We start from the raw sequence: 14,015 nt of genomic DNA, 5'->3' as shown, positions 1-14,015 counted from the left end.
ACGATAACAGGGTTTTTTATTTTTCAAAAGTGATTTTTAAAAATGAAATATCTAATTTCTAAATTAATTCTTTTGCGGTTTTGAACAAAAATTTTTGCTTGGTATTCTTAGCTATCTCGATAATATCAAGTCCTGGTTTGACTAGAGCTTTAATAAGAGGTTGCTGAGTTATAATATTCAATAAACCAAAATGATTTTACGCTGGAGGTGTGTGTGTTGATAAAAATTAAACTCGTTGTTCCTCGAAAAGGGTATATTACGGATGCGTTTGAAAGATTTGAGGAATTCAACCAGTTGGAAGAGTTGGAAAATAAAGATAATGGTTTAGTGAAGTTTGTGTTAGAGGAGGTAGTTGTGGATGCTGATCAGATTGTGAAGTTGAAGCTTGATGCTGATGTTGTCATCTCAAGGGGATTAATCACGAAACTTTTAAAAGAAAGCAATGAATTTATTCCTATCGTTGATATACCTGTACAAGGTATTGATCTCATTCGTTGTCTATATGATTGCAAGGCACGTTTTGGCAGTAAAAAAGTGGCCGTTATAGGAGCGCTAAATATGATTTATGGAGTGGAAAACCTTTCGGATATCGTTGATTTGCCAATTCAGTCCTATATATTAAATGATATCGAGTCCTCAGCCAGTTTAGTAGATTTAGCTGCCAGTGACGGCTGTGAGGTGGTGCTAAGTGGTTTAAGTACCTGTAAATATGCTGAAGAGATAGGATTGGGAGCCATTCTAGTTGACACTGGAAAGGAATCATTTCGGCAGGCGTTGATTGAGGCGAAAAGAGTAGCTCTAGTCAGTAGAAGGGAACAGGAGAAGACCAAGCGTTACCAAACGATTCTTAATTATGCCTATGAAGGAGTTATTGCTGTAGATTTAAAAGGACAAATATCTGTATTTAATACTGCCGCTCAGGAGATATTATCCATTTCCAAGGGGAGCTTAATTGGAAATTCTATATACGATATAATAAAACAGGGAAAATTTCGTAATATGCTGTTAAGTGACGATGAATACGAAAAAGATATTGTTGCTTACCAATCTATTCAATTATCGGTAAAAAAAGTTGGGATATTTTTAAAAGGTAAAAAAGTAGGAGATATGGTCGCCTTTCAAGATGTTACACGCATTCAGGAGATGGAAGGGAAGTTCTTTAGGAAGATTCATTTACGCGGACATGTGGCTAAGTACACATTTGATGATATATTGTATCAGAGTTCCGAAATTAAGAGGACGATTGAAACAGCTCAACGTTATAGTGAAGTAGATTCAAATATTCTTATAATTGGAGAAACCGGAACGGGCAAGGAAATATTCGCCCAAAGCATACATAATCATAGCAACCGGAAAAATAACCCGTTTGTAGCCATTAATTGCGCTGCGCTTCCCGAAAATTTATTGGAAAGTGAGCTATTTGGGTATGCAGAAGGAGCTTTCACAGGGGCTATGAAAGGCGGAAAGCAAGGATTTTTTGAACTGGCTCATAGAGGTACGATCTTTTTAGATGAAATAGGAGAAATCTCTCCAAAAATGCAGAGCCGGCTGCTTCGTGTCCTGCAAGAGCGGGAAATCATGCGCATCGGTGATGATAAAGTAATTCCGGTTGATGTGAGAATTTTGTCGGCAACGAACAAAGACCTCATGCAAATGGTCAAAAGTAATGACTTTCGGGAGGATCTGTATTATCGCTTGAGTGTACTGGACCTTGTATTGCCTCCACTTCGGGAACGAAGAGAAGATATTCCGTTATTGGTGAATGCTTTTATTCAGAAAGGTCTTTCGGATCAAAAACAAATTAAGATTACAGATGCTGCAAAGAAAAAGCTGAGTGAAGGGAATTGGGAAGGGAATATTCGTCAATTGCAAAATTTTTGTGAGCGATTAAGCGTTCTTTATAAAGACAAGTTAATTGATGTGTACGATATCGAAATGTACTTTCCGAATAAGAGTAAAAAGAAAATACTGTCGAATCAAGAGGAAGAAAGGGATATGTCACCAGGGATACATTTATCCGAGCGTGAAAGAATTGTTCAAACGTTAAAAAAGGTTAACTATAATAAAGGAAAAGCTGCCTCTGAGTTAGGGATGAGTCGCACAACTTTTTGGAGAAAGTTGAAGAATTTGAATATTGAAACAAATTGAAACGAAATGAAACTATTTAATTCAATTTGAAACAATTTGTTAACTTTATTTATTTCTTAATTAGAGAACTAATTGGCTTCTTTCTTGGATAAACTGATGTTTTTTATGTTGGCACGATTATTGTATATATACAATAGAGTAGGAAAGATACTTCCTTCCAGATTAACATGAAAGGGTGTGGGCATATGAGTCATTTAGTGTATATTCCTCAAGATATTGAGAAAGAGGGGAAAAGTTATTTAGTAGAGAAAGGCTATAAGATTAAAGTAGGGTCTGATCTGGCGCAAGAAATTCTTATGGAAGAAATCAAGGATTGTGATGCAGTATTAACGAGATCAACGGCTGTTATAAATAAAGAAGTTATTCAAGCAGCTGAAAATCTCAAAGTAATTGCTAAGTATGGAGTGGGCTTGGACAATATTGATATCGAAGCCGCTACTGAGCGTGGCATTTATGTAACAAATACGCCAGAGGCAAATGCGAATGCTGTAGCTGAACATGTAATGGCATTAATTTTATCTTTGTCCAAAAACTTAAGCTTGGCGGATAAAGAGCTACGCAATGGGAATTTTGCTATCCGTAATCAACTTTTTGGCATGGACTTGGAAGGCAAGACTTTGGGGATTATTGGACTAGGGAGAATCGGTAGAATTCTGGCAAAAAAGGCTTCTAAAGGCTTCGATATGAAAGTAATTGGTTACGACCCATATGTTACAGCTAGCACGAACTCGGAGTTAGAGATAGCAACAGATTTAGAATGGGTATTCAGAAACTCTGATGTTATCAGTCTGCATCTGCCGTTAACGAACACAACAAAAGGTATAATAGGAAGCCGTGAGTTTTCCTGGATGAAATCTTCATCCTATTTTGTAAACGCTTCCAGAGGAGGCGTAGTGAAGGAAAGTGATTTAGTAAATGCTTTGCAAGCGGGCGAAATTGCCGGCGCTGGAATAGACGTATTTGAAGTTGAGCCTCCTGATAAATGGAATCCTCTTTTTAAATTGGATAATGTGATTGTCAGTCCTCATAATGCGGCATTGACGAAGGAAGGTTCGATACGCATGGCTGTACATGCAGCAATGCAAGTGGATCAAGTTCTTACTGGTGTGAAACCGAATTGGGCTGTAAATGAACCCTTAACAAAAGGATTGTCAATATAATAATACATGATTTATTATCTGATTATTTTTAGAATAATAAGATATTAAAAGGTCGAGTTGGGCATTTGTTGATAAGGATGGTGAACAAATGAAGAAAATAATCTATGTGATAAGTGTGGTACCAGCACTTGGTTCGCTTGTTGTTATCAATCGAATTGAACCTTATGTTTTAGGAATGCCATTTGTTCTTTTTTGGGCCATATTATGGGTTTGTCTCACATCAGTGTTTTTGATAATTGCTAATAAACTTGATCCTGCAACCAAGGAGGAAGAAGAGTAATGAATGCAGCCCTTCTTGTTATCCTTTTCTTTCTAGTTCTGTGTATTTGGTTAGGGCTTCAAGCACGAAAAGGTAAAAATATGAGTTTGGAACAATGGGCTATAGGTGGACGAGGTTTCGGCAGCTTTTTGCTCTTCTTTTTGATTGCCGGTGAAATGTTTACGACATATACGTTTTTGGGGGCAAGCGGCGGCGCTTATAGATCTGGTATGCCTCCTGCCTTATACGCTTTCAATTGCTTCTATTTCGTAATCGCCTATTGGCTGTTGCCTCCAATTTGGAAATATGCCAAAAAAAACAATGTCATATCTCAATCTGATTTTTATGACAAAAAGTACAATAGTCCGGCTTTAGGTGTGCTTGTGGCAGTAATTAGCGTTATTTCAATTATTCCTTATCTGATCATGCAGTTAAAAGGGTTAGGAATTATCGTATCGGAAGCCTCCTATGGGTCCATCTCTCCTAATGTGGCCATAGTTGTAAGTGTAATTGCGATCACAATTTATGTAACTGCTTCAGGGATGCATGGAGTAGCGTGGACCGCGGTAATTAAAGATATCATGATTTTGGCGGTTGTCGTCTTTATGGGGATTTATTTTCCCCTTCATTATTACGGTGGCTTGCAGCCAATGTTTGAAGCAATCGATACAGCCAAACAAGGTCTATTGATATTTCCAGAACAAGGTTTGAGTATCTCTTGGTTTATTTCCGCTACGATAATGACAGCACTTGCATTCTATATGTTTCCTCATATGTTAGCGGGAGTTTTCTCTGCAAAAAGTCCAAAATCCCTTCGTTGGAATGCTGGGATTATGCCAATTTATCAAGTAATCATCATTTTTTCACTATTTATTGGTTTTTCTGCGATTCTCCAAGTTCCGAATTTACAGGGAGCAGAAGCAGACTTGGCTTTATTTAAAATGGCAAAGATGTCATTTGATCCCTGGTTTGTTGGAGTGATTGGAGCATCAGGAGCGATGGCCGCCCTTATACCTAGTTCACTCGTGTTGACGGCTACAGCCACAATACTTTCAAAAAATGTATATAAGGTGTGGAAACCGAATACATCAGATGACCAGCTTCGGAGATTGAGTAGGATGTTAGTACCTGTCATTTCTATAGTGACTCTATACTTTACGTTCAATGGCGGGGAGTCGATTTTTACATTGTATCTTATGGCATATAGCTTCATGGCACAGTTGTTCCCAGCACTATTTTTCAGTCTGTGGAAAAAGAATCCTGTTACCGTTCAAGGAGCTTTTGCCGGAATGATCGTTGGAATTCTAATTGTCATATACTCGACTACTTCAGGTACGACACTTGCTACATTATTTCCATCTCTACCGCAAGTGATACAGGATCTTGATGTGGGGTTAGCTGTATTAATTATCAACATTGCAGTAACTTTGGGAGTAAGTGCTGTTACAAGAAAAACTTCAATTGAGATGGAAGAAGATAATAAACAAGTTTCCGGCATGGAAAAATTCGTTAAATGATAGTAAGGATGGGTTCAAGATTAATATAAACATAAATTACTAGAACAAAAACACGTTCTTGAAAGCGGGAGGCTTATTTATGAAAGTCAGTGGAGGTAGGGCAGTCGTAGAAGTAATGGCTAAAGAAGGGGTAAAAAAAGCTTTTTGTGTACCAGGTGAAAGTTATCTTAGTGTAATGGATGCACTATATCAACATCCTGAAATAGAACTTATTTCCGCCAGGCATGAAGGAGGTGCCTCTTTTATGGCGGAAGGGTATGCGAAGGCATCAGGTGAGGTAGGAGTTTGTATGGCAACGCGTGGAGTGGGTGCTACAAACTTAGCTATCGGTATTCATACTGCTGCTCAAGATTCAACCCCAATGGTTGCGCTTATTGGCCAAGTTGAACGCCCTTTTAAAGAAAAGGAAGCATTTCAGGAAGTAAATTTGACGGGTTTTTTCAGTCATTTATGTAAATGGACGGTAGAGATTGATCGTGTGGAAAGAATCCCAGAATTATTGCAACGGGCGTTTCATATGGCGCGATCGGGACGTCCGGGCCCTGTATTAGTGGCTTTGCCGCATGACATGTTAGAAGATGAGGCAGAGTTGAACATCTATCCTACTTATCGCTCGCTTCCTCCTCAACCACATATGGAAGATGTGAAGCAGGCGATAGAGGCGATACGAAACGCGGAGCGCCCCGTATTGATTGCCGGTGGCGGTGTGATTCATGCTAAGTCTAACAGGTTGCTTGTACAGTTTGTCGAGGCGATGAAACTTCCTGTTATTACAGCATTCCGTCGATTCGACGCGTTTCCGAACTCACACCCTTGCTATGCAGGATGGCTTGGGTTTGGGACACCTCAATATTTACTTGATGCAATTCGAGATGCAGATGTAGTTTTGGCGTTAGGGACGCGATTCTCTCAAGTAGGAACACAAGATTACACCTTGCTTTCTAAAAATACAAAACTGATCCATGTAGATATTTGTCCCGATGTTTTTGGTAAAGTGTATGCTCCTTCTCTTGCCATTGAAGCAGATGCCAAGAGTTTCTTAGAACAAGCGGTGCAAGCGTCAGGATCAGATTCTTCTATTTCAAGCGAAGATAATGTGAAAGAATTGCACGGTAAATTTATGGATTTTTCTGAACCAAAGGCCGACTACACAGAAGATTTCGTGGATATGGACGGATTAATGCATGACATTGCTGTCTGTCTTCCGAAGGATACCATTATTACAAATGATGCCGGCAACTTTTTTGGATGGCTATCCAGATATTATCGTTTTGAACATGAAAACACATACGTGGGGCCAACGTCGGGAGCCATGGGATATGGACTGCCTGCGGCAATTGGGGCAAAGCTAGCACAGCCTCACAAACATGTTGTTTCTTTTTCAGGAGATGGCGGCTTTATGATGACTCTCCAAGAGATTGAAACGGCTGTACGATATAAAATTCCGATCATATCAATTGTTGTGAACAACAATATTTACGGAACAATCCGTGTACATCAAGAAAGGCATTTTCCAAATCGGGTCGTTGGAACTGACTTGTCCAATCCTAATTTTGCCGAATTGGCCCGCTTATTTGGAGCGCATGGTGAAAAGGTTGAAAAAAATAGTGATTTTGCGCCAGCACTGCAAAGGGCGATTGCTTCAGGGCTTCCGGCTGTAATTGAAGTTGCAGTCAATCCAAAGATTCTATCTGTTGGCCAAGACAAGAAGGAAGTGCACCAAAAGCTATTGTCCAACAAATAGTTGCGGGGCATATATGCTGTGGCATTGTTTTTGCATTAGAAGTTAGTAGGAATAATAAAAGATTTTGGGGAGGTTTCACAGATGTTCAAACCATATTTAGTTGTGGAATGGAATGATACGGAAACAGATGCAAAAGGTTGGCTGGTCGTGCATAACTTTGTCAAAGGCTACGCAGGCGGCGGTACAAGAATGCATCCAACGGTCACAAAAGAAGAGGTCCAAAGGTTAGCTGAGGCGATGGCTTATAAGTATGTAGCCGGTGAATCTGAGACGACTGGCGGATGTAAAGCGGGCATTGCCTATGACTATAAAGCGCCAGACGCGTATGCAGTATTAAGAAGATTTCTAATTGCGATGATGCCTTATATAGACATCGGGGTATCTTTAGGCAGTGATTTAGGTACCAAATATGAAGATGTGCTCAAAATATTTAATGAATTTGGTATTGATATCCCTCTTACGAAATCAATGAAGCAGAATCCGAATGTTCTACAAGGGATAAAGGACTTTGATGAATTGTTGAAAACAAAAATTGACGGGTTGTATTTAAACGATGTCGTAACAGGCTATGGTGTAGCATTTTCGGCAGATGAGGCCTGGAAATTTAAAAGCGGAAAAGATGGAGCGAGAGTTGTCATTCAAGGATTCGGCTGTGTAGGAGCAAGCTGCGCATTGAAAATGTCCCAGTTAGGTTATAAAGTTGTTGGAATTTCTGATGCAACCCTTTTAGTAACGTGTGAAGAAGGATTAGATGTCCAAAAGCTTATTGATCATAAGAATTTGTACGGAGAAATGGATAAAGACTTTTTTGAACCGCATTATAATGTAAGGTCAAACACGGAATGGCTCGATATAGATTGCGATATTTTAATTCCGTGCGCACTAGAGGATGTCATCCACAAATCCAATGCTAAAAGTGTAAAAGCAAGCTTAATTGTGGAAGCGGCAAACATTCCCCTTTCTTCTGAGGGAGACGAAATCATAAAACAAAGAGGAATTGATGTTGTCAATGATTTCGTGGCCAACCTGGGGGCGATAAGATTTTATGAAGTGGTTATTTTCGGACTAGTTAAACCAAATCCGCAGGCTGTAGTTGATGATATTGAAAAACTTTGTAGGAAAAATACGTATCAGTTGTTTACAGAAGCAAAAAACCAAAATAAATATCAAAGAGAAGTAGCTTATGAAATATTTAAACCGACAATCAGCGACTTGTTAGAATATGCAGAACCCTCCGAAGCGTTACCTGCACAATAATGTGGTTTAATTTCAGAATAATGGGAACTCTCGTTATCTTGTGTTAATCATAAAAGTGTATAGAGCAGTTTATCGATTAGAAACGGGGGGGAATTAATGCAAACAGGACATGAAAATCAGCCAAAAGAATTACAGCGTTCGATGAAGAGCAGACATTTATTTATGCTCTCCTTAGGTGGGGTTATTGGAACAGGTCTTTTCCTGGGATCAGGTTATGCGATCGGTGAAGCCGGACCCGCAGGAGCGATTGTTGCCTATTTGTTCGGTGGTTTATTAATGTACTTGGCGATGATTTGTCTCGGTGAATTATCGGTAGTGATGCCGGTGTCCGGTTCCTTTCAGGTCCATGCAACGAAATTTATTGGACCCGCTACTGGATTTGTCATTGGATGGATTTACTGGCTGAGTTGGGCTCTTTACGTAGGCTTAGAATTTGTAGCGGCTGGTTTGCTTATGACTAGATGGTTTCCTGATATACCAGTATGGGTATGGTGCATGATATTTACCGTACTTTTGTTCACTATAAATGCCTTAACAACGAGAAGTTTTGCTGAGACTGAGTATTGGTTCTCAGGGATTAAAGTACTTGCTGTTATTCTGTTCATAATTATCGGTGCGGCAGCGATGTTTGGATTGATTCGTATGGATGCACAACCTGCTCCGTTTTTTTCTAATTTTATGGGTGATGGACTATTTCCTACAGGATTCACGGGTGTGTTTATATCGATGATGACGGTCGTATACGCATTTCAGGGATCAGAAATCATGGGGGTTGCAGCAGGAGAGACGGAAAACCCCCAACAAAGTATTCCGAGAGCGATTCGAAACATCGTAATACGTGTGCTGCTTTTCTATGTTCTAGCAATCTTTATCTTGTCGGCTATCGTTCCGTGGCAAGAAGTTGGGGTACTGGAAAGCCCATTTGTTACCGTGTTTGAAATGGTAGGTATTCCTTATGCCGCTGACATTATGAATTTCGTAATTTTGACGGCGGTCCTCTCTGTAGGGAACACGGGTCTGTTTGCTTGTACAAGGATCCTTTTCTCCCTTTCTCAAAACGGAATGGCGCATCCTTCATTTGGAAAGCTAAATCGGCGCGGTGTACCTATTAATGCCTTACTCGTCACCTTGGTCTTTGCCTTGCTGTCGTTACTTACAAGTGTAGTAGCAGAAGAAACGCTATTTGTTGTGTTACTTTCTATAAGCGGGGTTGGAGGTGTACTTACTTGGATGGCGATTGCGTTCGCACAGTACAGATTCCGTAAGCAGTATATCAGAGAAGGAGGAAAGGTTGAAGATCTGAAGTATAGAGTACCTTTCTTCCCGTTTGCCCCGATTCTCTGCATCCTTATGTGTCTAGGTATTTTCGTGTTCACCGCTTATGATTCGACACAGCGCACTTCGTTGTATTGGGGATTAGGTTTCGTCGCTGCTTGCTATATATTTTACTATTTTAGGTATACGAGAAGGAAGGTAGATGTGCCCACCTTTACAAATGAACAGCCTAATGATTTCGTTCAATAGAAATTATTCTTAATATGCCGACAAATGAAAACGTGCAACCATTCGAGTATACACGAATGGTGGAAGAATCTATTTTAGAAGTTTCCAGTAATAAGCAAATCTATCATCTAGAATTAGAAAAATAGAATACGGGAGGAAATCATATGCGTTACTTAAATTATATTAATGGAAAATGGAAAGAACCAACTACAGGGGAGTATAGGGAAAATCTTAGTCCCCATAATGGAGAAAATTTAGGGGAATTTCCATCCAGTGCTGCGGCTGATTTACATGATGCAGTGGCAGCCGCAAAAAATTCATTTCCTGCTTGGAAAAAACTTTCGTTTCAGCAACGGGCTTCATATTTGCAGAAAGCAGCTGATATTTTGAAAAAGAATGTGCAGGAAGTAGGTCAGGATTTGATAAAGGAAGAAGGGAAAACATTCTTGGAAGGGATGGGAGAAGCCAATCGTGCTGCTAGCATACTTGAATATTATGCTGCTGAAGCTCGGCAGCCACTTGGAGAAGTAATTCCTTCAGCGAATGCCAATACATTTTTGTACACTACTCGTACTCCGCTCGGTCCGGTGGGGTTGATTACACCATGGAACTTTCCAATTGCTATCCCTGTGTGGAAATTGGCGCCGGCCCTTATTTATGGAAATACAGTCGTGATTAAACCGGCTGATCTTACACCTAAGTCGGTCTATCATGTGATAAAAGCATTAGATGAAGCGGGTCTTCCGGCTGGTGTCATTAATTGTGTATTCGGAAGGGGTTCTGTCATTGGTGCTGAATTAGTGGAACATCCGGATGTGAAGGCTATATCTTTTACAGGTTCGAATCAAGTAGGTCAGCAAATTCAAAAACAAGCCATTGAACATGGGAAGAAAGTGCAAGTCGAAATGGGAGGGAAAAACCCGCTCGTCGTTCTCGCAGATGCTGATCTTGAAAAAGCAGTGGAGATCGCTGTAGGCGGAGCTTTTAAATCCACAGGGCAAAAATGCACAGCCACTAGCAGGGTGATTGTCGAAGAAGGAATTTACGAAGCATTCCGAGAACGTCTTGTCGCGCGTACGAAAGAATTAAAAGTGGGCGACCCGCTTAACGAAGAAACATATATCGGTCCCGCTGTATCTAGATCACAACGCGATGGCGTGCTTGAAATGATTGATGCCGGGAAATCAGAAGCAACGCTTTTGTGTGGAGGAGAGATTCCGACTGAAGAGGAATTGACGAATGGTTTTTATGTCCAACCGGCTATCTTTGAAAATGTTCCTCAACATGCGCGCATTGCACGTGAAGAAATCTTTGGACCAGTCATCGCACTTTTTAAGGCCGGAAATTATGAGGAAGCAGTTAAGATGGCGAATGATACAGAGTATGGATTGAGCGCTGCAATTTGCACGAATAATTTAACGGCGGCTCAACGGTTTATTGAAGATGTCGAAGTGGGTCTTGTCCATGTCAATTCGGAAACAGCAGGAACCGAACCGCAAATGCCATTTGGCGGATGTAAAAATTCAAGTGCAGGCAGCCGTGAACAAGGGAAGAGTGCTGTTGAATTTTATACAGAAATCAAGACAGTATATATGGATCGGGTATAACTAGAAATTAAATATGTACTAAGCGGTTTTTTGAACTTTAAAATTAGATAATTATCAGGAGGGATTTTCAATATGAGTACGAAAGAAAATGTACAGTTTAGCCCAACACTACCTTATTCACGGTATGTCGATCCAGAGGTATTTAATGAAGAAAGAAAAAAGATTTTTAGGAAAAATTGGATATTAGTGGGGCATGCCAGCCAAGTCGAAAAAGTAGGCGATTTCTTGACATTAGATGTCGCCGGGGAGCCTATTATCGTTTCTCACGGTACTGATGGTGAACTGCGTGCTTTCTACAATATTTGTCCGCATCGCGGAATGAAAGTAGAACAATCTGATAAAGGAAATAAAAAAGTTTTACAATGTGGATACCATGGATGGACATTTAAATTAGATGGAAATGTTAATAGAGCTCCTAATTTTAAAACGAATGAACTGGGAGTACACAGCTGTATGAAATCCATTCGCTTAGAAGTTCAGAATGCAATGATTTTTGTCAATCTAGACAAAAATGCTCCTTCTCTGGCAGAAGCATATCAGGAATTTTTAGTAGAAATGAAAGAGTATCCCTTCTTTGATTCTCTAAAACTAGTTAGGGAAACTCGTCGAGTAGTTAAAGCTAATTGGAAAGCTGTTGTTGACAACTACCTTGAATGTGATCATTGTTCCATTGCTCATCCTGGCTTTGCAAAATCTTTTGATATATCGAACTTTTGCACAACGACACACGACAAATTTACCTATCAATATATGTCAGCAAGTAAGAATGCTGAAGGTGACCAAGCACGTTTTTATTGGATTTGGCCCAATATGATGATTAACGTTTATCCAGGAGACGGGAATGTGAATACCATTCAAGTAATTCCTGTTGATGCAGAGACGTCGCTAGGTATTTATCGTGATTACTCCCTCAATGAAAAAACAACAATAGAAAAAGAAGACTATTTTAAATTTGTTGATCAAGTACGGCAGGAAGATTTTGAATTGGTGGAAAAATTGCAAAAAGGATTAAATTCCCAGGCGTTTACAAATGGTATCTTTTCTCCAACAGAACATGCAGCAGTCTATTTTCATGAACTAATTGATAAGGCCCTCCATGACTAATTACTTTGCTGCCAATATAAATACACAGCATTAAAAAGAAATGAGAATACAAAGAATTTGTGAATGCCAAGAAATTTTATTCAACCTTTTTTGGAATAGATCTATCGAAAAGTGGTCTTACCTCGTTAAGTAGACAGTTTAAAAGCCTAAGCAAACAACCAGTATGAATCGGTAGTCTACCGGAGCATACTGGTTGAGTTGTTTTTTTAACCTTATATTTTTAAAAAGCACTAATCGTTTGTTGACTTATTTCAACGACCGATAAAGTTATAAAAATTTGCGAACTTCCATTTAATATTTATTCATTTTGGAAGGGTTGGTTCTTCCTTTGTTCCTCTTCTGCGAGAAACTCCAAAAAGACATTCATTGCAGATAGCGGCTGCTCATTTACCTTTTTATAGTAATTACTTTTCCTGGCATCGGTTAAATAGTTGCTTTCTTTCATTCTCTCCAGCATATATTTTTGGCTCATTTTCACTATTTCTTTTTGGTTGTGTTTGTTTTCCTTTAAAAGGGCAAATCCTATAGCACCCACTAATGCATATATTGCAAGGGCAATTTTAGAGATTGGATATGAGTCATTTTTAAATAAAAGAAAAAATAGATTTATGATGGAAAACCCTATCATCACGGTTGAAAAAAAACCGTATTTCATATTTTTCTTCAATAATGGAGACAGTTTTGATTGAAGTTTTTTGATTTCGGCCTGCATGAAACGCGGTATATTATTTATCTTAATAATCATGGTGTCCTCCTTAATATGCATACTATGCATATTTGTATTGGTTACCTTTTGTTTCATTTCATGGTCTTTATCTTTACACCAACCTATTTAAGAAATCAGGAAAAGGAACCTAATTGTCTATATCTTATCGCTTAGATACTTATTTGTCATTTATTATACTTTAATAGTAAGTAATCAATATGGGTAATAAAGCAAAAAGAGATGATAGAAAGATATGATGTTCCTAAACTTAAAAAAAGAAGCCTTGCTATTATAAAAAAAATTTGTTAATATCATAAAATAACTTAATGACCGATTTGTTCAAACGGTCAGTTCGGGGTGATATATGTCAATTGACAGGAAAAAGTTAATATTAGAAGCTGCGACAAAGTCTTTTTCACTCTTTGGTTATAAAGCAACAACTATGGAACAAGTAGCGAAAATAGCAAATGTCGGCAAGGGGACCATCTATACTTTTTATGCCAATAAAGAGCAATTGTTTAAAGAGATTGTGTTACGAATGATTGAAGAAATGAAATATGAGGCTGAGCAGTCAATTAAACCAAACTTAACCTTTTATGAAAACCTGCATAGTGCACTATATCGAATCTTAGAATTCAGAAAGGAGCATCAATTATCACTGAAGCTATTTCAGGAAGAAAAAGAAATGGGAACGCCAGCAGTTTTACAAATGTTAAATGAATTAGAAATAGAAATCATTTCCTATATTAACTGGAAAATTAAAATAGCTATCGAAAAGAAAGATATTTCTCCATGTAATCCTGAAATAACAGCTTTTATCATGTTGAAGATTTATTTAGCACTTATATTCGATTGGGAAAGAAATCATAAACCACTTGAAAAAGAAGAAATAGCAGAACTATTTCAGTTATATTTGTTTAACGGATTGGCTGTCACTCCTGATAGTCCTTATTATTTACAAAAAAATGACCAAATGAACTAATTGGTCAATCGTTCTTAGGGGGAAATTC

At 38.8% G+C, this 14,015-nt stretch carries 11 protein-coding genes; 10 read left to right on the top strand and 1 reads right to left on the bottom strand.

The features are described 5' to 3' along the window. The first annotated feature begins 216 nt into the window (after positions 1-216). The 9 genes from NST21_RS17750 to NST21_RS17710 all read left to right on the top strand — a co-directional run bounded on the left by NST21_RS17750 (position 217) and on the right by NST21_RS17710 (position 12,299). Positions 217-2,148 (top strand): sigma 54-interacting transcriptional regulator, encoded by a 1,932-nt coding sequence (locus tag NST21_RS17750; RefSeq protein ID WP_340890482.1) that lies wholly within the window; start codon positions 217-219, stop codon positions 2,146-2,148. A gap of 185 nt (positions 2,149-2,333) precedes the next feature. After that, the gene (locus NST21_RS17745) at positions 2,334-3,308 is read left to right on the top strand and encodes a hydroxyacid dehydrogenase (protein WP_340890480.1); all 975 of its coding nucleotides are present in this window, start codon (positions 2,334-2,336) and stop codon (positions 3,306-3,308) included. An 88-nt stretch (positions 3,309-3,396) separates the two neighbouring features. After that, complete coding sequence (locus NST21_RS17740; protein WP_340890478.1) at positions 3,397-3,588, top strand: DUF3311 domain-containing protein; 192 nt, start codon at positions 3,397-3,399, stop codon at positions 3,586-3,588. Beyond that, positions 3,588-5,084, top strand: a complete 1,497-nt coding sequence (locus NST21_RS17735; RefSeq protein WP_340890476.1) for a sodium:solute symporter family protein — start codon at positions 3,588-3,590, stop codon at positions 5,082-5,084. Before NST21_RS17740 ends, NST21_RS17735 begins: the two co-directional genes overlap by 1 nt. Positions 5,085-5,163: 79 nt before the next feature. Further along, on the top strand, positions 5,164-6,828 hold the full coding sequence (locus NST21_RS17730) for a thiamine pyrophosphate-dependent enzyme (protein WP_340890475.1): 1,665 nt from the start codon (positions 5,164-5,166) through the stop codon (positions 6,826-6,828). Positions 6,829-6,909: 81 nt separating this feature from the next. Next, positions 6,910-8,085 (top strand): Glu/Leu/Phe/Val family dehydrogenase, encoded by a 1,176-nt coding sequence (locus NST21_RS17725; protein ID WP_201223826.1) that lies wholly within the window; start codon positions 6,910-6,912, stop codon positions 8,083-8,085. Between the two features lie 96 nt (positions 8,086-8,181). Next, positions 8,182-9,609, top strand: coding sequence for an amino acid permease (locus NST21_RS17720; RefSeq protein ID WP_340890473.1), 1,428 nt, complete (start codon positions 8,182-8,184; stop codon positions 9,607-9,609). Between the two features lie 143 nt (positions 9,610-9,752). Then, positions 9,753-11,195 carry an aldehyde dehydrogenase family protein gene (locus tag NST21_RS17715; protein ID WP_340890472.1) on the top strand — a complete coding sequence of 481 codons (1,443 nt, stop codon included), beginning with the start codon at positions 9,753-9,755 and terminating at the stop codon, positions 11,193-11,195. 72 nt (positions 11,196-11,267) lie between these two features. After that, positions 11,268-12,299, top strand: a complete 1,032-nt coding sequence (locus tag NST21_RS17710) for an aromatic ring-hydroxylating oxygenase subunit alpha (RefSeq protein ID WP_340890470.1) — start codon at positions 11,268-11,270, stop codon at positions 12,297-12,299. Between the two features lie 298 nt (positions 12,300-12,597). On the opposite strand, the gene NST21_RS17705 is transcribed toward NST21_RS17710, so the two are convergent. After that, positions 12,598-13,044, bottom strand: a complete 447-nt coding sequence (locus NST21_RS17705) for a DUF5392 family protein (protein ID WP_340890468.1) — start codon at positions 13,042-13,044, stop codon at positions 12,598-12,600. Positions 13,045-13,369: 325 nt separating this feature from the next. Between NST21_RS17705 and NST21_RS17700 the strand changes: the two genes are divergently transcribed. After that, the gene (locus NST21_RS17700; RefSeq protein ID WP_340890467.1) at positions 13,370-13,987 is read left to right on the top strand and encodes a TetR/AcrR family transcriptional regulator; all 618 of its coding nucleotides are present in this window, start codon (positions 13,370-13,372) and stop codon (positions 13,985-13,987) included. Positions 13,988-14,015 lie beyond the last annotated feature (28 nt).

Source organism: Peribacillus sp. FSL K6-1552 (assembly GCF_038005205.1).
GTDB classification, from domain to species: Bacteria; Bacillota; Bacilli; order Bacillales; family DSM-1321; genus Peribacillus; species Peribacillus butanolivorans.
Note: the sequence above shows the minus strand (reverse complement) of the source record. Positions and strands in the feature narration are given on the sequence as shown.

Bases quoted from the DNA above. Each gene is read 5' to 3' on its own strand.
- NST21_RS17735 (WP_340890476.1), top strand. From the start codon at position 3,588: ATGAATGCAGCCCTTCTTGTTATCCTTTTCTTTCTAGTTCTGTGTATT.
- NST21_RS17715 (WP_340890472.1), top strand. From the start codon at position 9,753: ATGCGTTACTTAAATTATATTAATGGAAAATGGAAAGAACCAACTACA.
- NST21_RS17710 (WP_340890470.1), top strand. From the start codon at position 11,268: ATGAGTACGAAAGAAAATGTACAGTTTAGCCCAACACTACCTTATTCA.
- NST21_RS17745 (WP_340890480.1), top strand. From the start codon at position 2,334: ATGAGTCATTTAGTGTATATTCCTCAAGATATTGAGAAAGAGGGGAAA.
- NST21_RS17705 (WP_340890468.1), bottom strand. From the start codon at position 13,044: ATGATTATTAAGATAAATAATATACCGCGTTTCATGCAGGCCGAAATC.
- NST21_RS17700 (WP_340890467.1), top strand. From the start codon at position 13,370: ATGTCAATTGACAGGAAAAAGTTAATATTAGAAGCTGCGACAAAGTCT.
- NST21_RS17725 (WP_201223826.1), top strand. From the start codon at position 6,910: ATGTTCAAACCATATTTAGTTGTGGAATGGAATGATACGGAAACAGAT.
- NST21_RS17740 (WP_340890478.1), top strand. From the start codon at position 3,397: ATGAAGAAAATAATCTATGTGATAAGTGTGGTACCAGCACTTGGTTCG.
- NST21_RS17730 (WP_340890475.1), top strand. From the start codon at position 5,164: ATGAAAGTCAGTGGAGGTAGGGCAGTCGTAGAAGTAATGGCTAAAGAA.
- NST21_RS17720 (WP_340890473.1), top strand. From the start codon at position 8,182: ATGCAAACAGGACATGAAAATCAGCCAAAAGAATTACAGCGTTCGATG.